30 protein-coding genes are annotated in these 21,388 nt (G+C 46.1%); 25 read left to right on the plus strand and 5 right to left on the minus strand.

What is annotated here, in order from left to right; genetic code table 11:
* Window positions 1–15 precede the first annotated feature (15 nt).
* The 10 genes from KNQ02_RS06065 (at window position 16) to KNQ02_RS06110 (ending at window position 10,263) form a co-directional block, all read left to right on the plus strand.
* Entirely contained in the window at window positions 16–2,199 is a 2,184-nt protein-coding gene (locus KNQ02_RS06065) for a glycoside hydrolase family 57 protein (protein ID WP_214807498.1), read from the plus strand.
* 104 nt (window positions 2,200–2,303) lie between these two features.
* Entirely contained in the window at window positions 2,304–2,453 is a 150-nt protein-coding gene (rpmG, locus tag KNQ02_RS06070) for a 50S ribosomal protein L33 (RefSeq protein WP_012369771.1), read from the plus strand.
* A gap of 58 nt (window positions 2,454–2,511) precedes the next feature.
* On the plus strand, window positions 2,512–3,060 hold the full coding sequence (locus KNQ02_RS06075; RefSeq protein WP_088836590.1) for a 5-formyltetrahydrofolate cyclo-ligase: 549 nt from the start codon (window positions 2,512–2,514) through the stop codon (window positions 3,058–3,060).
* Window positions 3,051–3,833, plus strand: coding sequence for a DUF92 domain-containing protein (locus KNQ02_RS06080; RefSeq protein ID WP_214765397.1), 783 nt, complete (start codon window positions 3,051–3,053; stop codon window positions 3,831–3,833). Before KNQ02_RS06075 ends, KNQ02_RS06080 begins: the two co-directional genes overlap by 10 nt.
* 163 nt (window positions 3,834–3,996) lie before the next feature.
* Window positions 3,997–4,950 carry an L-lactate dehydrogenase gene (locus KNQ02_RS06085; RefSeq protein ID WP_088836592.1) on the plus strand — a complete coding sequence of 318 codons (954 nt, stop codon included), beginning with the start codon at window positions 3,997–3,999 and terminating at the stop codon, window positions 4,948–4,950.
* A gap of 198 nt (window positions 4,951–5,148) precedes the next feature.
* The gene (locus tag KNQ02_RS06090; RefSeq protein ID WP_088836593.1) at window positions 5,149–5,658 is read left to right on the plus strand and encodes a GNAT family N-acetyltransferase; all 510 of its coding nucleotides are present in this window, start codon (window positions 5,149–5,151) and stop codon (window positions 5,656–5,658) included.
* Window positions 5,659–5,861: 203 nt separating this feature from the next.
* On the plus strand, window positions 5,862–6,899 hold the full coding sequence (locus KNQ02_RS06095; protein ID WP_214800991.1) for a M42 family metallopeptidase: 1,038 nt from the start codon (window positions 5,862–5,864) through the stop codon (window positions 6,897–6,899).
* Window positions 6,883–7,080 (plus strand): YqgQ family protein, encoded by a 198-nt coding sequence (locus KNQ02_RS06100; RefSeq protein WP_214801553.1) that lies wholly within the window; start codon window positions 6,883–6,885, stop codon window positions 7,078–7,080. Before KNQ02_RS06095 ends, KNQ02_RS06100 begins: the two co-directional genes overlap by 17 nt.
* An 84-nt stretch (window positions 7,081–7,164) precedes the next feature.
* Window positions 7,165–8,121: an ROK family glucokinase gene (locus KNQ02_RS06105; protein WP_214800994.1), complete on the plus strand. Its 957-nt coding sequence runs from the start codon at window positions 7,165–7,167 to the stop codon at window positions 8,119–8,121.
* 216 nt (window positions 8,122–8,337) lie between these two features.
* Window positions 8,338–10,263 carry an LTA synthase family protein gene (locus KNQ02_RS06110; RefSeq protein WP_034801229.1) on the plus strand — a complete coding sequence of 642 codons (1,926 nt, stop codon included), beginning with the start codon at window positions 8,338–8,340 and terminating at the stop codon, window positions 10,261–10,263.
* 155 nt (window positions 10,264–10,418) lie between these two features.
* On the opposite strand, the gene KNQ02_RS06115 is transcribed toward KNQ02_RS06110, so the two are convergent.
* Window positions 10,419–10,598: a DUF2759 domain-containing protein gene (locus KNQ02_RS06115; protein WP_029332993.1), complete on the minus strand. Its 180-nt coding sequence runs from the start codon at window positions 10,596–10,598 to the stop codon at window positions 10,419–10,421.
* Window positions 10,599–10,765: 167 nt separating this feature from the next.
* Here KNQ02_RS06115 and KNQ02_RS06120 point away from each other — a divergent pair, with 167 nt between their 5' ends.
* Window positions 10,766–11,383 carry an MBL fold metallo-hydrolase gene (locus KNQ02_RS06120; RefSeq protein WP_088836596.1) on the plus strand — a complete coding sequence of 206 codons (618 nt, stop codon included), beginning with the start codon at window positions 10,766–10,768 and terminating at the stop codon, window positions 11,381–11,383.
* Window positions 11,384–11,436: 53 nt separating this feature from the next.
* Here KNQ02_RS06120 and KNQ02_RS06125 read toward each other — a convergent pair whose 3' ends face one another.
* Complete coding sequence (locus tag KNQ02_RS06125; RefSeq protein ID WP_012369782.1) at window positions 11,437–11,700, minus strand: DUF2626 family protein; 264 nt, start codon at window positions 11,698–11,700, stop codon at window positions 11,437–11,439.
* A gap of 225 nt (window positions 11,701–11,925) precedes the next feature.
* Between KNQ02_RS06125 and KNQ02_RS06130 the strand changes: the two genes are divergently transcribed.
* From KNQ02_RS06130 to KNQ02_RS06145, 4 genes are read left to right on the plus strand one after another with little or no spacing between them, the layout of a single operon-like run.
* Window positions 11,926–12,312, plus strand: a complete 387-nt coding sequence (locus KNQ02_RS06130) for a Spx/MgsR family RNA polymerase-binding regulatory protein (protein WP_029332995.1) — start codon at window positions 11,926–11,928, stop codon at window positions 12,310–12,312.
* 57 nt (window positions 12,313–12,369) lie between these two features.
* Window positions 12,370–13,215, plus strand: a complete 846-nt coding sequence (locus tag KNQ02_RS06135) for an ATPase, T2SS/T4P/T4SS family (RefSeq protein ID WP_251132125.1) — start codon at window positions 12,370–12,372, stop codon at window positions 13,213–13,215.
* Window positions 13,216–13,232: 17 nt separating this feature from the next.
* Window positions 13,233–14,171: a type II secretion system F family protein gene (locus KNQ02_RS06140; RefSeq protein WP_251132126.1), complete on the plus strand. Its 939-nt coding sequence runs from the start codon at window positions 13,233–13,235 to the stop codon at window positions 14,169–14,171.
* A 20-nt stretch (window positions 14,172–14,191) separates the two neighbouring features.
* Window positions 14,192–14,437, plus strand: coding sequence for a prepilin-type N-terminal cleavage/methylation domain-containing protein (locus KNQ02_RS06145; protein WP_251135036.1), 246 nt, complete (start codon window positions 14,192–14,194; stop codon window positions 14,435–14,437).
* A gap of 58 nt (window positions 14,438–14,495) precedes the next feature.
* On the opposite strand, the gene KNQ02_RS06150 is transcribed toward KNQ02_RS06145, so the two are convergent.
* Together KNQ02_RS06150 and KNQ02_RS06155 are read right to left on the minus strand one after the other, a co-directional pair.
* The gene (locus tag KNQ02_RS06150) at window positions 14,496–15,614 is read right to left on the minus strand and encodes a tyrosine-type recombinase/integrase (RefSeq protein ID WP_214807500.1); all 1,119 of its coding nucleotides are present in this window, start codon (window positions 15,612–15,614) and stop codon (window positions 14,496–14,498) included.
* A 78-nt stretch (window positions 15,615–15,692) separates the two neighbouring features.
* The gene (locus KNQ02_RS06155; protein WP_214807502.1) at window positions 15,693–16,313 is read right to left on the minus strand and encodes a DUF4352 domain-containing protein; all 621 of its coding nucleotides are present in this window, start codon (window positions 16,311–16,313) and stop codon (window positions 15,693–15,695) included.
* 240 nt (window positions 16,314–16,553) lie between these two features.
* On the opposite strand from KNQ02_RS06155, the gene KNQ02_RS06160 reads away from it, so the two are divergent.
* Window positions 16,554–16,727 carry a hypothetical protein gene (locus KNQ02_RS06160; protein WP_214807504.1) on the plus strand — a complete coding sequence of 58 codons (174 nt, stop codon included), beginning with the start codon at window positions 16,554–16,556 and terminating at the stop codon, window positions 16,725–16,727.
* 4 nt (window positions 16,728–16,731) lie between these two features.
* Here KNQ02_RS06160 and KNQ02_RS06165 read toward each other — a convergent pair whose 3' ends face one another.
* On the minus strand, window positions 16,732–17,187 hold the full coding sequence (locus KNQ02_RS06165; RefSeq protein WP_214807506.1) for a helix-turn-helix domain-containing protein: 456 nt from the start codon (window positions 17,185–17,187) through the stop codon (window positions 16,732–16,734).
* Window positions 17,188–17,407: 220 nt separating this feature from the next.
* Between KNQ02_RS06165 and KNQ02_RS06170 the strand changes: the two genes are divergently transcribed.
* The 9 genes from KNQ02_RS06170 (at window position 17,408) to KNQ02_RS06210 (ending at window position 21,386) form a co-directional block, all read left to right on the plus strand.
* Entirely contained in the window at window positions 17,408–17,632 is a 225-nt protein-coding gene (locus KNQ02_RS06170; RefSeq protein WP_214807509.1) for a helix-turn-helix transcriptional regulator, read from the plus strand.
* A gap of 44 nt (window positions 17,633–17,676) precedes the next feature.
* Window positions 17,677–17,934 carry a helix-turn-helix domain-containing protein gene (locus KNQ02_RS06175; RefSeq protein WP_214807512.1) on the plus strand — a complete coding sequence of 86 codons (258 nt, stop codon included), beginning with the start codon at window positions 17,677–17,679 and terminating at the stop codon, window positions 17,932–17,934.
* A 13-nt stretch (window positions 17,935–17,947) separates the two neighbouring features.
* Window positions 17,948–18,700 carry a Rha family transcriptional regulator gene (locus KNQ02_RS06180; RefSeq protein WP_214807514.1) on the plus strand — a complete coding sequence of 251 codons (753 nt, stop codon included), beginning with the start codon at window positions 17,948–17,950 and terminating at the stop codon, window positions 18,698–18,700.
* Window positions 18,701–18,961: 261 nt separating this feature from the next.
* On the plus strand, window positions 18,962–19,258 hold the full coding sequence (locus tag KNQ02_RS06185) for a hypothetical protein (protein WP_214807516.1): 297 nt from the start codon (window positions 18,962–18,964) through the stop codon (window positions 19,256–19,258).
* Window positions 19,255–19,677 (plus strand): hypothetical protein, encoded by a 423-nt coding sequence (locus tag KNQ02_RS06190; RefSeq protein ID WP_214807518.1) that lies wholly within the window; start codon window positions 19,255–19,257, stop codon window positions 19,675–19,677. Before KNQ02_RS06185 ends, KNQ02_RS06190 begins: the two co-directional genes overlap by 4 nt.
* On the plus strand, window positions 19,674–19,856 hold the full coding sequence (locus tag KNQ02_RS06195; protein ID WP_214807520.1) for a hypothetical protein: 183 nt from the start codon (window positions 19,674–19,676) through the stop codon (window positions 19,854–19,856). Before KNQ02_RS06190 ends, KNQ02_RS06195 begins: the two co-directional genes overlap by 4 nt.
* A 13-nt stretch (window positions 19,857–19,869) precedes the next feature.
* On the plus strand, window positions 19,870–20,196 hold the full coding sequence (locus KNQ02_RS06200; RefSeq protein ID WP_214807521.1) for a hypothetical protein: 327 nt from the start codon (window positions 19,870–19,872) through the stop codon (window positions 20,194–20,196).
* A complete protein-coding gene (locus tag KNQ02_RS06205; protein ID WP_214807523.1) occupies window positions 20,193–20,693 on the plus strand; it encodes a siphovirus Gp157 family protein in 501 nt (166 codons plus the stop codon). The genes KNQ02_RS06200 and KNQ02_RS06205 overlap by 4 nt, the downstream gene beginning before the upstream one ends.
* Before the next feature lie 12 nt (window positions 20,694–20,705).
* Window positions 20,706–21,386, plus strand: a complete 681-nt coding sequence (locus tag KNQ02_RS06210; protein WP_214807525.1) for an ERF family protein — start codon at window positions 20,706–20,708, stop codon at window positions 21,384–21,386.
* Window positions 21,387–21,388: the final 2 nt, after the last annotated feature.

Here is a 21,388-nt window from a genome sequence, read left to right on the forward strand (position 1 = left end):
AGAGGAAGAGAAAACATGCGCAAAGGCTATTTTTCACTCGTTTTACATGCCCATTTACCTTATATTCGTCATCAGGAAGCTCATCGTCTAGAAGAGCGTTGGATGTACGAAGCGATTTCAGAAACGTATATTCCGTTATTATGGGAAATTGATCGTCTGGAGCGTCCGCTCGGATGGACGATTAGTATTTCTCCACCCGTCATTGAAATGCTTGCGGATTCACTGATTCAAGAACGTTATGTAGAGCATTTAGATGATACATTACGCTTAATTGATCAAGAACTTGACCGCGATTTAGTGGCGGAAGAACGGGATGCCCTGCTTTTCTACAAAGAACGGTACCGTGACTTAAAAAATACATTCGAACATTGGGATCGGGATTTAAACCATGCCTTCCGTCATTATAAAGAAGCGGGTTACCTTGAATTGATGACCTGTACGGCAACGCATGGTTTCAGTCCGCATATGTTATCAGAGCAAGCTGCCCGGTCAGAGATTCAAACTGGATTAAACTGTTTCGAACGTCATTATGGATTCCGTCCGACGGGGCTATGGATGCCGGAATGTGCTTACACACCAGGTCTTGATAAAATCATGTACGAAGAGGGGATTCGTTATACATTCGTAGACGAACATTCCATCTTAAACGCTGATCCTGCTCCGGAACACGGCATCGGCGCACCGGTCTATTCGCCACATGGTGTTGCACTGTTTCCGCGCGATCAAATCATTTCTGGACGCATTTGGAGTTCTGTCATTGGTTATCCGGGACACCCGAACTATCGTGAATTTTACCGCGATCTTGCCTATGATCGGGAGTGGGACCAAATTGCAGAATTCATGCATCCTGAAGGACTCCGCTACGATACGGGCTTAAAATTACATCGTGTTACAGGAGAGTCCGATCAAAAGGCTTTTTATGTCCGCGACTGGGCTTGGAAACAAACGGATGAGCATGCAGCTGACTTTGCGGAAGCATTGGCGGAGCATCTTGACCAGCACAGTGGACAAGACTTCCCGCCGTTTCTTGTCACAGCACCATTTGACGCGGAATTATTTGGTCATTGGTGGTTTGAGGGACCGGACTTCCTTGGTAAAGCCATGGAACGACTTGAAGATGTTGGGGTCGAATCGATTTCACCTACAATGTTCCTCGAGCGTCATTTTGGCGACATCGAGACGGTGCACGTCGCAATGGGGACATGGGGCCGGAAAGGGTATGCGGATGTGTGGATCAATGAACGGAACGACTGGATGATTCGTCACTTGCATCAACTTGAAAAACGATTAGCCGGTGTCATGGCGCGTAATCGTCATCAAGATGGTTTGACGGTCAAAGCAAAACGTCAATTGATTCGTGAATACTTGCTCGCGGTTTCGAGCGACTGGCCGTTCATTCTCGATGGACAGACGACGGCACAATATGCGGCGAATCGATTCCGTGAACATATTAAGCGATTTGAAGAAACGGAGCGGTTACTTGACGCTGGAGAATTAACGACCGACTGGCTTGAAACGCGTTATGCCGAATATCCCTTCTTAGCGGATACAGACATCGAACCAGACGTCTATTTGACGACGCATGACTACTATGTTGCGGTGCAACGTGAAACGTCATGGAACGATGCTGCGATTTTACTCGTCGCAAAAGATTACCAAGATTCGAACCGACCAATTGCTGAGTTTGCGAAGCGATTGGCAGGAGCGGGAGAAAATGTCTATGTCATCACAGAAAATGAGACGGCTTATCGATTTGAAGATGGCGTTCATATTTACGGCGTCCGCATGACGGGTCTACCGCTCGTTCAGACTTACAATCAGTTGGCCGGATTAAATCTTGCCGTGTTGCGTCAAGCGCAAGCCCTGCATAAAATCGTAGAATTCCGCCTTGTCCATAACTTTACGATGGAGACGGCGTCGGCTGCTCAATCGTTTGCTGAGATCAACCAGTTGCCGCTTGTCAGCAATGTGTACAATCTTGAGAGTGAGCGTTCTCCAGCGAGTAGCGGTGGTTTAGTTGTTGCGATTAAACGATTAGAGGGCGAAGCACTTCGTCATTCACAATTGATTTATTTAGAACGTGAAGAAGCGCGACAAGGAATCGAAAATGATTATCATGTTGCTCAAAAACCGCTTGAATTCCAAGTGAACCTTGAAAAACCATACGAACAATTGGCGATTCAGAAAAAGAACGGATGAACAGTTGCAATTCCGTTCCTTTCTTGGTACGATACTTGAGTATGCTTAACCTTATGTAAAGCAAAAACACTTGATACATTGAGAGCTAGATAGGAGGGAATCCCATGCGCGTTAAAATTACTTTGGCTTGCACTGAAACTGGTGACCGTACTTATATCACTAAAAAGAACAAGCGTAACAACCCAGAGCGTCTTGAGTTGAAGAAATACAACCCACGTCTCCGTAAGCACACACTTCACCGTGAAGTAAAATAATTGAGATGGAAGCCGTCACCTTGTGTGATGGCTTTTTTTGTGAATGGGGGAATACTATATGAATAAAAAAGCAGCGCGACGGGTAATCGGTGAGCGACTGAACGAGTTGGAAAACCGGCAGGAGCGGGAACGACGAATTGCAGAGCAGTTATTTGTATTGCCAGAATGGATGAGTGCGACATCAATTGCGGTGACCCTCTCGTTTCGAAACGAATGTTCAACGGATCGAGTCATTCAACAAGCATGGGCGGATGGAAAACGTGTCGTCATTCCGAAGGTCATCGGTCAAGAAATGAGATTTTTTGAACATTCGCCAAGCAGTCGACTGATTGAGAATTCGATGGGGATTTTTGAACCGGATGCAACTGCTTTTGAAATTGCATTGCCGACGATTGATCTTTGTATCGTACCGGGTCGTGCCTATATGCGTAATGGCTATCGCTTAGGATGGGGCGGTGGGTTTTATGATCGTGCGTTGATTGATTTTTCAGGTCCGACGCTTTCGATTGCATTTGCCGTTCAAGTCGTGGAACGATTCGAAGTAGAATCATTTGATCGCCCGGTTGATACAATTGTCACTGAAGATGAGGTCATTCAATGTCATTAACTGTTCTTCTATTCATCTGCTTAGCTCTCGGATATGCTGGCTATCAATTTGGATTATTAACGAAAAGCGGTGCATTGTTGACGATACTTGTCGGCAGCACGGTCGTCTATGCGCTCGATTATGAAGGATTAGTCCTGTTACTGTTATTCTTCGGTAGCTCTAGCCTGTTATCAAAACTCGGTAAGGCACGCAAGCAGTCCGTCGATCAAATCGTCGAGAAGGATGGTGCACGAGATGGTTGGCAAGTACTTGCCAACGGTGGAACCGCTATGCTTGCTTCGATAGGCGTTGTACTGACAAATGAATTTGATTTTTTATTAGTTTTCTTGATTGTCATTGCTGCTTCGAATGCAGATACATGGGCATCCGAGATTGGTCCGCTTTCTAAAAAAGAACCGATTTCAATCCGGACGTTTAAACCGGTCTTACGAGGAACGAGCGGCGGGGTATCTTTACTCGGGACACTCGCGACAATCATCGGTGCATTATTTATCGCGACAGCGGGTGACATTCTATTCGATTTGTCCGTAAAGCAATGGTTGATCGTCGCGGCCGGAGGTGTCCTTGGCAGTATTCTCGATACGGTGTTAGGCGCTACCGTTCAACGAAAGTATCGTTGTCAGATTTGTGGCAAAGAAACCGAGAAAAAAATCCATCATGGTACTACGACACAATATGTCCGAGGGTGGAAGTGGCTAGGGAATGACGCCGTTAATTATTTGTCCAGTACGCTAGCGGGGCTGATTGGTTTCATGTTGTATCGATTGTGGTAATGGAAGGTGAAGTACCTGACTTCCTTATGTTAGGATATTGTTGACACAAATTAGACAAAATGTGACCGTTTACACAGTCTTTAATAGTTTGTGAAAGATGTTACAATCTAATTGTGATATAGTTAACAAACTTTTAATTTGTTTGGAAGGGTGGACATATCGGATGGAATTACATGCTAAAGTTACACGCGTTGCGTTAATTGGTGCGGGGGCAGTAGGATCAAGTTTTGCGTATCAAATGACGACAGCTGGACTTTGTGAAGAACTTGTCATCATTGATGTGAATAAAGCAAAAGCTGAAGGGGAAGCGATGGATTTAAATCACGGGACGCCATTCAGTTCTTCGCCGATGCGGATATGGGCAGGGGATTACGTGGATTGTAAAGATGCCGAAGTCATTGTGATCACGGCCGGTGCACCACAAAAACCGGGTGAGACACGACTTGACCTCGTTGCGAAAAATGCTTTAATCATGAAAGAAATGATGCGCCAAATCATGGAATCAGGATTTGACGGCATCATCGTCGTTGCATCAAATCCCGTTGACATCATGGCACATTTAGCATGGAAATATTCTGGTTTACCAAAGTCACGCGTCTTCGGATCAGGAACGGTACTCGATACGGCACGCTTGCGCCAAATGTTAGGAGAATACTTTAATATCGATTCACGAAACGCCCACGCCTATATTTTAGGTGAGCATGGCGACACGGAATTCGCTGCCTGGAGCAACTCAAGAATCTATGGAAAAACGATTGATGAACTGCTTGCAGAAGACGATCGTTATTCTCAAAAAGATTTAGATCAAATCTATATCAATGTACGCGATGCAGCCTATCATATCATTGAACGAAAAGGTGCAACATACTATGCGATTGGACTTGGTCTCGTTCGGATCGTCCGTGCGATTCTCGGGAACGAGAACTGTTTGTTGACTGTAGGAGCGCACGTTGACGGACAGTACGGGATTTCTGGTATTCATATCGGTGTACCTGCCGTGATTAACCGACAAGGTGTGCGCGAAGTCATCGAGGTGTCGCTGACGGATGAGGAATTAAAAAAATTCCATCATTCGGCGGAAGTTTTACGTCAAACGATGGAACCTGTCTTACGTTAAATCGGAAGCGTCAATCGTACCCACTGAACTCGGGCAAACGGAGTTTCAGTGGGTACGATTTTTTGATTAAAAAAAGGACGCGATAAAAAATCTGAAAACTAGGTTTTATTTTACTAGAAAAAGGTTATGTTAGGGATAGAAGAGTTTTTCATGTCTTAAGAAACATTAGAAAACTCACAAAGGGGAGAAACGATAGTCATGTATACATTTCGAACGTTAACAAAGGAAGATGCAGAACAGTATTGGCGCTTACGCCTCGAAGGTCTAAAAAATCATCCGGATGCATTTGGTCATTCTTTTGACGATGAGCAACAAACGCCGCTCGAAGAAGTTCAAGAGGGGCTAGAAGGAGATCCGGAGTCTGATGAAGTTTGGATCGGGATATTCGATGAAGATACATTGTTTGGATTTGGTCAGGTCAAACCGTACGAACTGTCACGGGAATCACATAAGGCGATGATTTCTGGTGTCTATATCTCACCGGATTATCGTGGGGGCACGGGTCGCGCCCTAATGGAGGCCTTGATTGAAGAGGCGAAACAAATTCCGGAAGTCGAACAAGTCATTCTAGCCGTCTTGTCAGGAAATGAAGCTGCTCAAAAACTCTATGAATCACTTGGTTTCGAAGTATATGCAGAAGACCCTGATTCGGTCAAACTAGAGGATGGGACGTATCGAGATGACATTTGGATGAAAAAATACGTCTAAATGAAAGAGTTAAGAAGTCATTTAAAGGATGAAAGTCGTAGCGCAACTGTTGCTATGGCTTTTTTTCATAGTAGGCGGTCGCTTTTTTTGATTGTGCATTCTTTTTCGACTGGAGAGAGATATTTGGTATCATAAGAAGGAAACGATTTCATTAAAATAAGCCGTCCTTCCTTAAAAAGGACGTCAAACGAGGAGCGAACAAGATGAAAGCTGTGATTGAGACGATTCGTGAATTAGTAGAAATCCCAAGTCCGACTGGATTTACCGCGCATGCTCTTACATATGTAGAAAATCGATTTAAAGCAGAAGGAATTACGTATAAAAAGTTAGAAAAAGGAGCATTGATCGCTACGTTGCCCGGACAGTCTTCACGGATTCGTTTGTTGACAGCACACGTCGATACGCTCGGGGCGATGGTCAAAGAAATTTTGCCGACAGGTCGACTGACGTTATCACAACTTGGCGGTTATGCGTGGACGGCAATCGAAGGTGAAAATTGTCTCGTCCATAAAATGGACGGACAGACCGTCTCAGGAACGATTTTGTTCCATCACTCAAGCGTCCATACGTCACGCGTGACGAACACGGAAGAGCGAAATGCGACGAACATCGAAGTGAGACTCGACATCCGGTCAACGACGGCAGAGGAAACACGGGTAGCAGGGATCGAAGTCGGTGACATCGTGACGTTCGATCCGCGATTTATTCATACCGAAACAGGTTTCGTCAAATCACGTCATCTGGACGATAAAGCATCCGTCGCCCTGTTGCTTGAACTGATCAAGGAGTGGAAAAACGAGACATTACCGCATACGACGCAAATTCTGATTTCAAATTATGAAGAAGTCGGATTTGGTGGGAATGCCGGTTTTTCTGAAGACGTCGCAGAATACATTGCAGTCGATATGGGCGCATTAGGAGAAGGACAACACTCGGATGAATATACGGTATCAATCTGTGCGAAAGATAGTTCAGGACCGTATGATCTTGCATTACGTCATCAGTTCACACGTCTTGCCCAAAGCCATTCGATTCCGTATAAGGTCGATATCTATCCATATTACAGTTCTGACGCTTCAGCAGCCGTCAGTGCGGGGCACGACGTCCGTCATGGACTGCTTGGTCCAGGAATCGAATCGAGTCACTCGTATGAACGGACGCATGAAGCGTCACTTCAAGCGACGTATGATTTACTGAATGTGTTCGTGAAGGAGAAAATGAATGATGAAAACACTTTATGATGTGCAGCAGTTATTGAAAACGTACGGGACGATTGTCTATTTAGGCGATCGCGAGTCGGATATAGCAATGATGATGCTCGAACTCGATGAGCTCGAGCAAGCCGGTGTGTTAGAAAAAAAGCAATATGATTCAGCGAAGGTGATTTTGGCACATGAATTCAAAAAATCACGACATTTGTAAGAGAAAAATCTTGTGCAACCCTTTGCACAAGATTGCCGTTCAGCTAAACTAATAGAGATGAAATCATTTACGAATAAGGGAGCTATGCAGATGAAATGGTTACTCGGGATTGATATTGGTGGAACGACAGTCAAGATGGCAATTCTTGATTTACAAGGCATCATCGTTGAAAAATGGGAGATCGAGACGGTTATCCTGAATGATGGGGAACAGATTCCAGGCGACATCGCGACATCTTTTTTTGAGAAATGTAAAGAGAGTAATAAACGTCCGGAAGACTTCGTTGGTGCCGGAATCGGTGCACCAGGCTTCATCGACTTTAATACCGGTGTCGTCGAACGTGCCGTAAACATCGGTTGGAATAACTTTGAGTTGATTGGTGAATTTGAACGATTGACGGGTTTACCGGCTGTTATTGAAAATGATGCGAATGCAGCGGCAATTGGTGAGATGTGGAAAGGTGCCGGTAGTGGAGCGACGGAGTTACTTGCTGTGACACTCGGGACAGGCGTCGGTGGTGGATTGATTACGAACGGTCAAATCGTTCACGGGACAGTCGGGATGGCAGGAGAAATCGGGCATATCACGATGTTAGCAGAAGGCGGCGTCCTGTGCGGTTGTGGACGAAAAGGATGTCTTGAAACGATCGCCTCTGCGACAGGTGTGGCACGTCTCGGGCTCGAAAAACGAAAAGGACAGCAAACGGTTCTGAACGATATTCAAGCCGTGACGGCGAAGGATGTCTTCGATGCCTATACGAAAGGCGACCGGGTTGCGACGGAAGTCGTCGAGGAAGTGACGTTCCATCTCGGATTAGCAATCTCGAATCTCGCGAACAGCATCAATCCGGAAATGATCGTTATCGGTGGTGGGGTTTCAAAAGCAGGGGATGCTTTGATGGTACCGCTCAAAAAACAATTTGAACGCTTCGCGTTACCGCGTGTGTTTGAGTCGACGACTTTCAAAATTGCTGAACTTGAGAATGACGCAGGTGTCATCGGTTGTGCATGGCTTGCGAAACAAATGTTCTTGAAAAAATGATTTCATTAAATTTCAGAAAAAGGTTCGCTTTTGCGAATCTTTTTTTTGTTTACAAACGTAAGGAAAGTATGTGATTGTTAAGTATCTGCTTTGTTCAGGTTGCATTTTTGTAAAAGTAAGCGTAAAATTTTCACGTGATACGGGTATAAATAGAATATGGATTGACGTGTAAAAGTTCCAGGTCAAGAACACACGTATATTAGGAGGCAGGTTTTTATGCAGCAAGACTCTGGCATTTGGTCGCGCATGCGACTAAAGGTAGGCCAAGGTGTGAAAAGCACCTACACAGAACATAAACTTTTTTGGATTGCGACATTGTTAATTTGGTTAAAAACGTATGTAGCATACACGCTGTTTTTCGATGTTCCGATTACGAATTCAGCACAAGCATTCATCTTACTGATTAATCCAATCAGTTCGGCGCTCTTCATGTTTGGATTTAGTTTCTTCTTCCGTGGTAACGTTCAAAAATGGTTCATCTACGGAATACTCGTCCTGGCGACGCTCGTTCTTTATGCGGACATCATTTTCTTCCGCTTCTTCAATGACTACTTGACGTTACCGGTCTTGTTCCAAACATCAAATGCTGAGACGGTCTCAGCATCGCTTACATCATTGTTGACATGGGCAGACTTATTGATTGTCGGCGATCTATTGATTCTTCCATTCTTCTTACGGAAAATGGACATGTCTAAAAATGTCGCGTCACGAGGACGCGCGATTTTAGCGTTCGTCGCAGCAACTGCTGTCTTCCTTGGAAACTTGGCACTTGCTGAAACGGAACGTCCGGAACTATTGACACGGGCATTTGATCGCGAACTACTCGTCAAAAATATCGGAACGTTTAACTTCCATATGTATGACGCGTTGATTCAATCAAAAACATCAGCACAAAAAGCTCTTGCGGACAGTTCTGAATTGTCGGAAGTTCAAAACTTCGTCGCGTCGAAGTATGCTGAGCCGAACCCGGTCATGTTCGGTAAGTACGAAGGTAAAAACGTCATCGTGATGTCATTCGAATCGGCCCAATCATTTGCGGTTGGTCTGAAAGCGCCGAATGGTCAAGAAATCACACCGAACTTAAACAAATTAATTAAAGAGTCACATTCATGGGATAACTTCTACCATAATACGGGACAAGGGAAGACATCGGATGCTGAATTCATCTTAGAGAATTCAATCTATCCACTTGGGCGTGGTTCTGCGTTCTTTACGAATGGGGAAAATGAATTCCGGGCAACACCAGAGATGTTAAAAGAAGACGGCTATTATTCTGCCGTGTTCCATGCGAACAATAAATCATTCTGGAATCGTGACATCGTCTACAATAGTTTTGGTGTCGATCGTTTCTTCTCGGAGACCGATTATGATCTCGGTAACCCGGATGATTTAACGGAGTGGGGTTTACTCGACGACAAGTTCTTTGAACAGTCGTTACCAATGTTGAAAGATCTTCCACGTCCGTTTTATTCGAAGTTCATCACATTGACGAACCACTATCCGTTCGAAATGCCGAAACCGGAAGATGAACTTGTCCCACCGCTTGAGACGAGCTCGACGACATTGAATCATTATGTCCAAGCCCTCGCATACCAAGACATGGCACTCGGTAAGTTCATCGATGGTCTGAAAGAGGATGGTACATGGGACGATACAATCTTCATGTTGTATGGTGACCATTACGGAATCTCGACGAACCATAACGCGGCGATGGCGGAACTCCTCGAAAAAGATGAGTTGACGGCATATGACGTCGCTCAGTTGCAACGTGTTCCGTTCGTCATTCACTTACCAGGACAAACTAAAGGTGTGAAGCACGAAGAAGTGGCGAGTCAAATCGACATGAAACCAACGTTGCTCCACCTATTAGGAAAAGACTTTAAGGATGAAGTCTTATTCGGAACAGACTTGTTCTCAAAAGAACATAAAGATTACGCCTTGTTCCGTGATGGGTCTATCATTACCGATAAAACCGTTTATACACAAGAAACGTGTTATGACCGGAAAACAGGTGAAGAAGTGACGGATGAAGAAAATGGAGCCATCTGTAAAGAGGCAGTCAAACAGTCTGAAAAAGAACTCGGTCTGTCGGACAAAGTCATTTACGGTGACTTGCTACGTTTCTTACAAAAGTCTAAATAAGTCGTGATAAACACTAAAATAGCCGAAATCCCTCTACGTCTTAAGGGATTTCGGCTTTCTTTTGTTCGTACGATCCGTTTCGCAAGACTTATGACGACAAAAAAAGGTGAGCCTTCTCGACGAGAAAGCTCACCTTTTTAATGTTTATCCAACGATTACGATGGGATTCCACCGAAAATCAGCGTCGCAATACCGAACCAGCCGAATAGTACAACAGTCAGTCCAGCAAATACGAGTGGAAACATTTGGCGTTTCTTAAGTGAACGGACGACGGCCCAAACACCGACGAGTGCTACGATGAAGAAAAGCCAACCGATTGGTTGATCCAAATGCATGACGTACTCCCCCTTAAAAATCACGTTATGAAGTTCACGAAGATTTCACTTAAATCTCACTTTTTAGTTTAGCTGACTATCCGCCTAAAGTCGAGAGGGGGAAGAGGGAAGTTTCGACAATTTCGTGTATAGTAGAAAAGAATGATGTTTAAAAGGAGTCTGATCATATGGAAATCGTAAGTATTACTTCAGGTATCGCCTCGGAAAACGGATACCTTCTTTTTCGAGATGGGAAATGTCTCGTCATTGATCCGGGAACGGAAGATATGCGTTTCTTTGACGAAATCGAGCAGCGGAACGCGCAAGTCGAAGCAATCCTCTTAACACACGCTCATTTTGATCACATCGGTGGCGTTGACATGTTGAGACGATTCACATCGGCTCCAGTCTATCTTCATCAAAAAGAAGCAAAATGGTTGGCGAATCCCGATTTAAATGGATCGTCGAAGTTTGGTGTGCCGCCGGTCAAAGTCAAACCGGCTGAGCATCGGTTAGAGCCTGGACCACTCTCAATCGGTAGTTTTAACATGCATGTTCTCGAGACGCCTGGGCATTCGCCTGGTAGCGTTACGTTCTACTTCAAAAATGAACGGGTTGCCTTTGCCGGCGATTTGTTGTTTAAGCAGAGTGTTGGGCGGACGGACTTACATGGTGGCGACCAAGACACGTTGATGCGCTCGATTGATCGAATCATCGCTGAGTTGCCGCATGACACGACGTTTTACCCTGGACATGGTCCGACGACAACATTGCGTCAAGAAGTTAAGAACAACCCGTTCTTTTGATTACGTGTAAAAAAACGCCTTCTCTTCGATTGAAGAGAAGGCGTTTTTTTATTTTACATCTGGAAGTTGGACCAATACGTGAAGACGATAAAGAATACTGTTAAGTAAGCTGCAAAGATGTAGACATACGTTTTTTCAGTTAGGCGAAGATAGCCTAATGCTGCAAAGAAGACAGTTTGTGCCAAGAAGACAAAGCCCATAACTAAAAATGAATCCGTATGCTCACTTGAGCTCGCGTCGCCGCCGAGTGCGCCGATAAATGCCATGACTGCAATGATTCCAGTCCAAAATCCGAGTACGCGGTACATTCTCCCCATTCATATAACCCCCTAAATCCGACAGATAGTCAATATACGTACTTATTTTACCAAGCAAACAATCATCCGTCCATCATGTTCTAGTGTTTGTTAAGGAATAACTGTGAACAAAAGATGAAGTTTAATAAAAAGTTGTACAATAGTTGTACAAAAGGTGTACAAAGTAAAAAAACCGTGGTATAGTTTCTGTAATGAGAAGCGCATATTTTGAGAGGAGGAGCAACAATGGCAAATGAGTTGATATTTTTCACGTATCCGAGCTGTACATCTTGTCGTAAAACGAAATCATGGTTAAAAGAGGAACATGTTGATGTAGAAGAACGCCATCTGTTCAGAAATGCTCCGACAGTGGACGAATTGATGGAATTGTTGAAATTATCGACAGACGGCATCGAAAGTTTACTCGCAACACGCAGCCAAGCTTTCAAAGATCTTGGGATTGATGTAGAGGATATGAAATTAAGCGAACTACTCCGATTGATGAGTGATAATCCGAAACTGTTACGTCGTCCAATCATTACTGATGGCAAACAACTCGTAATCGGGTATGATAAACCAGGTCTTGAAACACTAGCGAAGCGCAAAGCACGCTTAATCGCCCAAGTATCTTAAAGAAGCCGAGTTGTTCGGGCTTCTTTTTTTTTGTACTTTTTTAAGTAAGGAGGTGTCATGTTGAGAGAACTTGTCAGTCAATTGATTCAGCGATTTGCAAAAGGTGGTGTCACCGATGTGCATTTTGTTCCAGATGAACAGATGGCGCGTGTCATTTGTAGGACGGCCGACGGATTAAAGGAACAAGAAGCAATCCCTTTTAGTCAATACAGTTCAATCGTTAGTCATATTCGCTATGAATCCAACTTGAAAGAACAAAATGAACGGATTCCGCAAAGTGGTGTCTATCCGGTTGACCAAAGCGGGATGCGGGTCTCGATTTTACCAAGTCGTCACGGGGACGCGATGTCATGGCGCTTCTACCGGGCGGTTGTCTCGAGTGAGATTGCATCGACGCTTCTCAATCCGATTGAGGATTTAGAATGGCTTCAACAACAAAGTCACGGTTGTATCATCATTTCTGGGACGACGGGGGCAGGTAAGACGACGATGCTCTATTCCTTGATGGCATCGATGGAAGGCAAGCGGATCATCTCTGTCGAGGACCCCGTCGAATGTACGGTGCCTGGTGTCTTACAGCTTGAGTTAAATGAAAAGGCCGGTTTTGACGCGACACGTTGTTTTGAGGAAATTCTTCGGGCAGACCCGGACTGGATTGCTTTTGGGGAAGTTCGAACTGCTGAAGCGGCACGACTCTCGATCAATGCTGCTCTTAGTGGGCACGTCGTCGTATTTACTTTACATGCCGGAACAGTCAATGAAGTGTTGTTACGCTTAAAATCGCTAGGGATTTCAGGGGAGGAGTTAGCGGTCTGTAAAAAAATCATTCATCTTTACCGGGAGGAGGGGTATGTCCACTGTACAGTAGAAAACTTAACACGAACAGCAAATGTCGCTTTTTAAACCGATTTCATCGACTATTGTCAAAAGGCATTTCGACGAAAGAAACGTTAGAAATCTTACAACGATTCGAAGAGCCGATCCTTCTGCCGGTCATTGAAGAAATCAAACGTCGGTTAGAGAGCGGAAATCCGTTATCCATCGCATTAGAACCACTCGCCTTGTCCCCTTCGCTCCAGCGTCTGCTTCAGGTGGGTGATCAAACGGAACGCCCCTTGATGATTTTACAACAGGTCATTCGCTTGCTGGAGTTAGAAAATCAAATGAAAAAGAAATTTTGGAAAATGGCGCGGTATCCACTTGTCCTCGCCTCAAGCTTGATGTTACTTTTCATGTTTTATGCCCTCTACGTGTTTCCTTCCCTACTCGAGATGTCGAGTCCAGAAAGTCTTCCGCGCTTTTTAGTCTTAATTTTACACCCTTCAGCCAAGTACGTCCTTGCAGCGACTCCGATTCTGTTACTTTCAATCCTCCTTCTCACCTTTCGTCTGATTCCGGTCAAACGGCTATTACAGTTTAAAATCATTCAGAAACTCCTTCAGTTGTATTACAGTTACTTGTTTACGATTGAGATTGGTTCCTTTATTGACGCAGGTTTCTCGTTAGAAGAGGCTTTCCGCTCGCTTGAACAGGGACAGACGGGAAAGAAACAACAAATGTACGCGATGCTTCACCAACATCAACAAGCGGGCACCTCGTTATCTGAAGCCATCTTACAAGAACAAATCATTGATGTTGAAACCGTTGGGCTCGTTCACCTTGCTCGAGAAAGTGGTGACCTAGGTCCATTATTGCTAGCACAAGCCAGTTTGTTGCATGAATCGATTGAAGAAGAGTTAGAGAAAAAACTGCTGTTGATTGAACCGGTCTTGTATGGAGGCTTGACGATCATGACAGGCAGCTTATTTTTTATTTTGTACTACCCGATCCAACTGGCGATTCAACAACTTCCATTTTGAAGAAAGAAGGAGTTTTGATTATGAGACGATTCTTGAAAAACGAACGTGGATTCACTTTACTTGAAATGGCTGCTGTCTTATTAATTATTTCGCTACTGCTGCTCGTATTAATTCCGACGATGACGAGCGGGAAAGATCAAGCGAAAGGTGTTAGTTGTGAAGCGAACATCCGTGTCATTCGTTCCGAGGTCAACCTCTATTATGCGAAAGAAAAGAAGTCTGATTTCCTGTCCATCCGAAAGTCCTTACATACAAACGTTTTCTAGACGTTTCGTATCATTTTAAATCTACACCTGCACTGAATCTGCACATTTCATTGAAAAATCAGGCGTTTTTGTCCGAATAGAGGTCGTCGAGGATGATGCGTGCCCGGTCCTTCATCTCGTCGGTCACATGGATATAATGCTTGACCGTCGTCGCAAGACTCGAGTGCCCGAGCATCGCTTGGATGCCAGGAAGGGGCAAGCCTTGTTGGATGAGCAACGTCGCATACGTGTGCCGTAACGTGTGCAGGGTGATGACGGGGAGTCCGGCTTGTTCCGAAAGGTCTTGGAACGGTCTCATCGCGAAGTGGTCATAGATGTACTGCCCGTCCTCGCGTGTAAAGACGAGGTCTTGCAGGTTATCGGCGCCCGTCTCGTGCAGCCACGTCCGTTGTTCGAACCGCCACCGTTCTAAAATCTTGCGCAGGTGATTGCTCATCGGGATGATACGGGAATGCCCGGACTTGAGCGTCGTCCATGTCTTGCGTCCTGCCTTCATCGATTGGCGGGCTTGGCGTTCGACACGGATCAGTCCGTTCTTAAAATCGATATGCTCCCAGCCGAGCGATCGGGCCTCGTTGCTCCGCAGTCCGGTATGCGCTACAATGATATACAACTTCGCGACAGGATGGTCCTTGTAGGCTGCCTCGAACTGCTGGATGTGTTCGACGGTCCATAAGGTCTTTTCCCGTTCCGTGTGCTCGCGTCTGATTTGGATGCGGGCCTCTTTGTCGAGGATGTAGCCATTTTCGTAGGCGTAAGTGAGCAAAGCATTGATGTGACGGGACAGGGCATTACGGCTGCTCGTCTTCAGTCCACGTTCCCGTGCGATGCGGTCTGCCCATGCCGTGAGTTCTCGCCGTGTCAACGTGTCGAAACCGCGTTTGCCGAATACGGCGCTGAATCGTTCAAACGCGTAGTGGCGGTTGTCAATCGTCCGTTCCTTCAAGATACCATCCTGGACGTGCAGGTACTCGTCCGCGACCTCACGTACCGTCTTGCCAGTCTTCTTGCCGAGCAACCCATCCTCGTTCTTCCGGATCATGTCCGTCGCCCAGCGTTTGAGTTCCCGTTGCGTGTCCCGTGTCGCGGAAGGTTGATGCCGGTTGCCGTCCCGGTCGGTCAGGGACAGGCGGGTCCAATACTTCCCGTTGTCGAGTCGTTTAATACTGTAGTGCATGATGTTCCTCCTTTGTCGTACATACGTTCTAGTCTCGTCCGAAAGAAAAAGGCACCTGAGTGCCTTTAGTGTACTACGTTATTTCGTCGGAATCTCGACAGTATAGCGTTCAGCTAGATTTTCGAAGTTCGCATCTGACGGTCCATCGACGATGTACTTGATGCTCGTGATCTCTTTCGGGTCCGACTGGGCGACGAAGAAGATGTTTCCTTCTTTCTTCACTTTACCGATGAACTCGCCACCGACTTGATCCGACAAGAAGATTTCCGCATCGACTTGTTCGCCTGTATTCGTCGTGATCGTCGCCTGGTTCGGATGGAAGTTGATGGTATCGTCACTCGTGTTTTCCGCCGTTACGTCGACGATTACGAGCGTGACCTCGTCCTTGTCACCGAATGCCTCTTTGTATGCGTTCGCGACCTTGAGGCGCGAGGTTTGAATCTTATTGACCGAGAAGTTGATAGGACCGAGCGTCGTCTTCTCACCGACCGCTTTATTCGTAAAGTATGTCGTCTTTTCGCCCGCCTCGGTCTTCTCGACGTTCGACTCTTCCTTAACAGCTTCCGTCTTCTCCGGTGCTGCCGCTTCTGTCTTATCTTCTGCTTTGGCTTCCGTCTTCGGTTCCGTCGCACTCTCTTCGCCGCAACCAGCGAGTAAAAGTGCTGCCGATAGGGATGCCCCCGCGATCATGCGTTTCATAATGTTGCCTCCTTTTCGTATCTATACATATATTACCAAAGTAAAAACGAAAAAGTTTCATCTTTTTTAACAAATATGGAAAAGTATTCGACAAGGTCGGACGTATTTTGTCGAACGAAACTAACCAAAGCAATGTAAAAATAGTGATAGGTCTATTGTATTATTTTCCAAAATTATTTATTATGAGAAAAGTATCATAAAAACAAGCGTTCGTATATTTTTTAGGAAAGAGGCGGTTTGGTGTTAGCAGTGGAAATGGTAGTCGAATCTTATCCGTCAATTGAATCTGTCTTGAATGCGCCAAGAGTGAAGCGCATGCTCAATCCCGTAACCGGGAAACTTGATAAACATGAATACACTTTAAACGAAATGATGATAGAAGCAATAGAACATGAAAAAAAGGGCGATAAGTGAGAAATCACTTTTCGTCCTTTTCTTTACGATCCGCCCGTTTATTATATTCATTTAATGCCTCGGTTAGCTGGAATCTATAAAAGTTCACCAGTGTATTGATTCGTTCGCGTCCTAACACTTCAGCTTCCGACTCTGGAATGCCCAATAATTTCAATAACGTTTTCTCTTCCGCCTTCAAGATGAGTTCTTTTTCGTTTTTTGGATGCGGATCGTCGGATATACCATACAGATAGTCGTAGGTTGTATCTAATTTCTCGACAAGCTCCGGCATTGTGTCGGTCGGCGGAAATCGTTCGCCAGCTTCCCATGCAGCGTACGCTGATTGTGATTTTTTCAAACGCTTCGCCATCTCAATTTGAGTGATTCCTTTTTTAGAGCGAAGATTCTTTATTCGGCTCGCCATTTTCTGAAGCCGCTGTTCCTCCGTCATGAATTGCACACCCTTTACAATAGTCTCCATCATACCGTCTCCTTCTATATAAAACCTGTCTCGAACCTCATAGATGAATGTACTACAAAATATGCGCGATATGACTACTTCCGCTGTCAATTGTACCCGAAAAACGAATACTAACGCAAAACAAAGTAAAATAATCCTAAATTACGGGTTGACTTACCCGTTTTACAGGTATATAGTAATAAGTGTAAGACAGACACAACAAAGAAAAGAGGTGGCAAACATGCCGGAAGAAGTACGTCAGGCACTTCGGATGAAACGCCTTTCACTCGGTATCACTCAAATTCACATGGCTAAATGCTTGGGATTCAAACGTCCTCAAACATACAGTGATATTGAGCGTGGTAAGCGAGGGGTGCAGATCGGATTGGCATTGGCAATCGCAGAAATATTAGGGACTTCAGCAGACGAGCTTTTTTTTGCTGAAAAGTACCCGATTTACAGGTAGTTATCAACCATTATACCCGATTTACAGGATTGGAGGTACGAGTAATGCAACAAGTTGTCATGTTGTCCTTTACCCCGGAACAGCTCACGACACTCATCGACGAGCGAATTGCCGAAGCACTAGCAATACAGTCGCCGAAGACGTGGCTGACGGAGAAGGAAGCGCAAACGTACACGGGTTTTTCCCAGTTCGTACTCTACAATGCGCGAAAGGACGGCGAACTCAAAGCGTCCAGTTACAACCGCAGTGTCCGCTATCACCGCGACGATCTCGATGCGTGGTTGATCAGCAAACAAAAATAAGGAGGCAACACAAATGGTCACATCGACTTTTCAAATGCTCGCTGGCATCGACACCAAGCGCAAACAATCAATCCAAACTATCGACAGTCGTGAAATTGCAGAAATGACAGGCAAGCGTCATGCGGATCTTATTCGGGATGTTGAACGATACACAGAGGTCATGGATCAAAACGCAGATTTGCGTTCTGATGAATTCTTCATTGAATCGGAATATCAAGCGGGGACAGGTAAAAATTACAAGCATTATCTCGTCACTCGTCGTGGCTGCGACATGATCGCCAACAAGATGACGGGGGATAAAGGGATTTTGTTCACCGCAACTTACGTCAATCGATTCCATCAAATGGAACAAGACGAACCACCGGCGCTCACACAAACGCAACTGACAGCACGGATCGCGATGCAACAAGCGGAGCAGGAACAGCAGCTGAATGAATTAAGCGAAGACGTCAGTTACCTCAAGAGTTCGATGCGGATCAACACGACGGAAGAATATCAGATTAAAAAAGCCGGCAGCACGCAAGTCATCAAAGCACTCGGCGGCCGTGACTCCAACGCTTACCAGGACAAATCAATCCGGTCGAAAGCCTACGCGCAGTTTTGGAGTGAGTTCAAGCGGCATTTCAAGATGGCCCGATACGGCGACCTCGCGAAGCGGAAACTCGACGATGCACTTGAGTTCATCACGGAATGGGCGCCGGACACAGAATTACGCCTGATGATCAAACACGCGAACCAACAGCTCACGATCGAGGACGTCGGATGATGCCTATCTCCTTCTGGATTTTCACAACCATCGGCGAAATGTTTCTGTTCCTTGTCTTCGCGGCTACCGTCTACTCCGAAAAAAGGTACGACGAACCGTGGTTTTAATCATCGGCAGCATCATCGCAGTCCTCGTCCTCATCGGCAACTGGCAAGAGGTTAAAAGGATTTACGGCAAATAAAAAACACCCATACCGGAGGCAGGGTGCATTCATAGCTCGACACTATGAGTATACCACGCTCCGCACGAGGAGGAAACGATATGGTCACGACACACACCATCAACCGCCAATTACCCGCCATCGTCCAGACGACGCCTGAAATCATGGCACTGGTCAGCAAGGGTCCGGTCAAGATCGATGCAATCCATTCGGCGCTCACAGCGTCTTATCAACATCTCGCCAACGCGGCATACCAACTCGACGCGAATCACCCGGTGCACGACTTCCTTAAGAAGCTGCATAAGGAACTGTACACGATCGAGAACGCGCTCGACGAGCAGAACAACCTGTTCCTCGGCGCAGAAGAATCAATCGACGCAAAGGTGGTGGCGTTATGAGCGACTCATTACACGCTTGCCCGTACTGTGACACGAAAATGGAAGCTGACTTTGTAGACGTTGGCGTCGGCTATGTCCAATGCGGTCCCTATCATTGCTACTCATGTGGCGCTAGTGAAATTGGACCTGAGCTTTGGGATTGGCATTACAAAGATAGAGAAGGAGAAACGATTTATCTACCTGGTAAAAGAATCTATTTCGAACATGCCAAGAAGAAGTTGATAAATCGTAATGAATCGGTTTTGAAATGGAATCACCCATTCACTGAACGCGAGCTTGAGACAGGTTACTACCAAGGGAAGATTTCACCTTACGCCAATACAGTCGGTGGTCAACTGGTGGACCACATCTTAGCGAAAGAAGCATATAACGTCGGCTTGTTGGATGACAAGGATTTGCCGAAGGAGGATTCACTATGACACTCCAAACGCTCGCAGAACGGGCAACGGAAGTCGCAGAGGCGCAGCCGAAATTGATTGAACTGATTGAACTCATCACCGACGCACACGACCGATTCAGATTGAACGATGAGCAACGTGCCGAACTGCAAGACTATACCAATCAAGCGATGGAAATCCTCCGGGATCTCGGACGCTAAGGAGGAAACGACGATGGATTTGAAACGATTTGATCGAGTCAGTGGGCTTGAAGCGTTGGATTCTGGATTAACGATTGAAGAAATCTTAAACGAAGCGTGGTTCGTCAAAAAGCCGTTCGACGTCCGCGCCGAGATGTTAGCACGACCGAACGAATGGGTCGGGGCGTTTAAAGTAGGTAACGTTTGGCATCGTGTAGGTTTTTCAACAGAGTTTATGACCGCTTACGAAACCTTTAACAAACTTGAAAAGCCTGATGGTAATTTGCATGCATCAGCTTATCCAAACGAACTCGACCGCTGCATCCCAATCGAAGACATCCCGAAGGAGGAACTCACATGACAACCCTATACCACCTATCCGCGCAGAAGCAGGCATTGCTCGACACGCTCACTGGCTACGACCTCGAAGACATGGAAGGCGCGGACGTCATCGCTGACACCCTCGACGCACTCGACGAAGCGCTCGAAGCTAAAACGGAAAGCGTGCTCCACTTCCGGCAGAAGTTCTTGAACGACGCGGCGGCTTTAAAGGCAGAGGAACAGCGCCTCGCGGCACGACGCAAAGTGTACGAGACAAAAGCGGAACGCCTGAAAACGTACGTCGACGAGTCCTTGCAGGTCGCAGGCATCAACAAGCTCGAGACGCCACTGTACACGGTGTCCTACCGCAAGAGTGACAGCGTCGAGATCACGGACTTCGAAGCGCTCCCAATCGGACTCCTGCGCACGAAGACGGTGCAAGAGCCGAACAAGGATGCCATCAAGAAAGCTCTCAAAGCAGGGGAAGCCATCGACGGCGCCCGGCTGGTGACGAAGACAAACATACAAATCAAATAAGGAGGAACGGACATGAGTGAACCCGTAACCCGCTCCCTCGTCAAGAAGTTGGCAGAGGTCATGAGCGAAGTGAAACGTGTACCGAAGAACGGCTTCAACAAGTTTCACAAATATCATTACGCGACGGAAAGTGATGTATCGGATCTCGTACGTGAAGAACTAGCAAAACGGAGCGTGATGCTGTTCCCGTCGGTTATCTCTCACGAAAGCCGCGAACACAAGAACCGTTCCGGCTCGACGGAATATATCAGCACAATCGAAATGGAATTCACGTTCGTCGATGGAGAATCGGGCGAATCAATGGCATTTAAGACCGTCGGAGAAGGGCAGGATGCAGGAGATAAGGCGTACTACAAAGCGATGACAGGGGCTACAAAATACGCGCTGATGAAAGTCTTCCTGATCTCGACTGGTGACGACCCGGAAGCAGACAGCAAAGTCGATGAACGGAACTCGAAAGCGGCTCCACCGAAGATGGCAACGAAAACCGAACTGGACTCACTTATCAAGCTGGCAGACACCTTCGCCGCCCTACGATCCGTCGGACGTGAAAAGGTACTATCTACGGTCAAATGGGACGGTGAACAGGTGATTGAACAAGCACGAGCCGTTGAGATTAAAGAAGCACTTGTGAAGTGGATTGACGGAGCGAAGAAGGAAGCGGCTGAGGCGAACAAGGAGGAATCGGCATGAAG

The sequence above is a fragment of the Exiguobacterium sp. s102 genome (genome assembly GCF_018618635.1).
Lineage (GTDB): Bacteria > Bacillota > Bacilli > Exiguobacteriales > Exiguobacteriaceae > Exiguobacterium_A > Exiguobacterium_A oxidotolerans.

Bases quoted from the DNA above. Each gene is read 5' to 3' on its own strand.
- KNQ02_RS06065 (WP_214807498.1), top strand. From the start codon at position 16: ATGCGCAAAGGCTATTTTTCACTCGTTTTACATGCCCATTTACCTTAT.
- rpmG (WP_012369771.1), top strand. From the start codon at position 2,304: ATGCGCGTTAAAATTACTTTGGCTTGCACTGAAACTGGTGACCGTACT.
- KNQ02_RS06075 (WP_088836590.1), top strand. From the start codon at position 2,512: ATGAATAAAAAAGCAGCGCGACGGGTAATCGGTGAGCGACTGAACGAG.
- KNQ02_RS06080 (WP_214765397.1), top strand. From the start codon at position 3,051: ATGTCATTAACTGTTCTTCTATTCATCTGCTTAGCTCTCGGATATGCT.
- KNQ02_RS06085 (WP_088836592.1), top strand. From the start codon at position 3,997: ATGGAATTACATGCTAAAGTTACACGCGTTGCGTTAATTGGTGCGGGG.
- KNQ02_RS06090 (WP_088836593.1), top strand. From the start codon at position 5,149: ATGTATACATTTCGAACGTTAACAAAGGAAGATGCAGAACAGTATTGG.
- KNQ02_RS06095 (WP_214800991.1), top strand. From the start codon at position 5,862: ATGAAAGCTGTGATTGAGACGATTCGTGAATTAGTAGAAATCCCAAGT.
- KNQ02_RS06100 (WP_214801553.1), top strand. From the start codon at position 6,883: ATGAAAACACTTTATGATGTGCAGCAGTTATTGAAAACGTACGGGACG.
- KNQ02_RS06105 (WP_214800994.1), top strand. From the start codon at position 7,165: ATGCAGATGAAATGGTTACTCGGGATTGATATTGGTGGAACGACAGTC.
- KNQ02_RS06110 (WP_034801229.1), top strand. From the start codon at position 8,338: ATGCAGCAAGACTCTGGCATTTGGTCGCGCATGCGACTAAAGGTAGGC.
- KNQ02_RS06115 (WP_029332993.1), bottom strand. From the start codon at position 10,598: ATGCATTTGGATCAACCAATCGGTTGGCTTTTCTTCATCGTAGCACTC.
- KNQ02_RS06120 (WP_088836596.1), top strand. From the start codon at position 10,766: ATGGAAATCGTAAGTATTACTTCAGGTATCGCCTCGGAAAACGGATAC.
- KNQ02_RS06125 (WP_012369782.1), bottom strand. From the start codon at position 11,700: ATGGGGAGAATGTACCGCGTACTCGGATTTTGGACTGGAATCATTGCA.
- KNQ02_RS06130 (WP_029332995.1), top strand. From the start codon at position 11,926: ATGGCAAATGAGTTGATATTTTTCACGTATCCGAGCTGTACATCTTGT.
- KNQ02_RS06135 (WP_251132125.1), top strand. From the start codon at position 12,370: ATGTTGAGAGAACTTGTCAGTCAATTGATTCAGCGATTTGCAAAAGGT.
- KNQ02_RS06145 (WP_251135036.1), top strand. From the start codon at position 14,192: ATGAGACGATTCTTGAAAAACGAACGTGGATTCACTTTACTTGAAATG.
- KNQ02_RS06150 (WP_214807500.1), bottom strand. From the start codon at position 15,614: ATGCACTACAGTATTAAACGACTCGACAACGGGAAGTATTGGACCCGC.
- KNQ02_RS06155 (WP_214807502.1), bottom strand. From the start codon at position 16,313: ATGAAACGCATGATCGCGGGGGCATCCCTATCGGCAGCACTTTTACTC.
- KNQ02_RS06165 (WP_214807506.1), bottom strand. From the start codon at position 17,187: ATGGAGACTATTGTAAAGGGTGTGCAATTCATGACGGAGGAACAGCGG.
- KNQ02_RS06170 (WP_214807509.1), top strand. From the start codon at position 17,408: ATGCCGGAAGAAGTACGTCAGGCACTTCGGATGAAACGCCTTTCACTC.
- KNQ02_RS06175 (WP_214807512.1), top strand. From the start codon at position 17,677: ATGCAACAAGTTGTCATGTTGTCCTTTACCCCGGAACAGCTCACGACA.
- KNQ02_RS06180 (WP_214807514.1), top strand. From the start codon at position 17,948: ATGGTCACATCGACTTTTCAAATGCTCGCTGGCATCGACACCAAGCGC.
- KNQ02_RS06185 (WP_214807516.1), top strand. From the start codon at position 18,962: ATGGTCACGACACACACCATCAACCGCCAATTACCCGCCATCGTCCAG.
- KNQ02_RS06190 (WP_214807518.1), top strand. From the start codon at position 19,255: ATGAGCGACTCATTACACGCTTGCCCGTACTGTGACACGAAAATGGAA.
- KNQ02_RS06195 (WP_214807520.1), top strand. From the start codon at position 19,674: ATGACACTCCAAACGCTCGCAGAACGGGCAACGGAAGTCGCAGAGGCG.
- KNQ02_RS06200 (WP_214807521.1), top strand. From the start codon at position 19,870: ATGGATTTGAAACGATTTGATCGAGTCAGTGGGCTTGAAGCGTTGGAT.
- KNQ02_RS06205 (WP_214807523.1), top strand. From the start codon at position 20,193: ATGACAACCCTATACCACCTATCCGCGCAGAAGCAGGCATTGCTCGAC.
- KNQ02_RS06210 (WP_214807525.1), top strand. From the start codon at position 20,706: ATGAGTGAACCCGTAACCCGCTCCCTCGTCAAGAAGTTGGCAGAGGTC.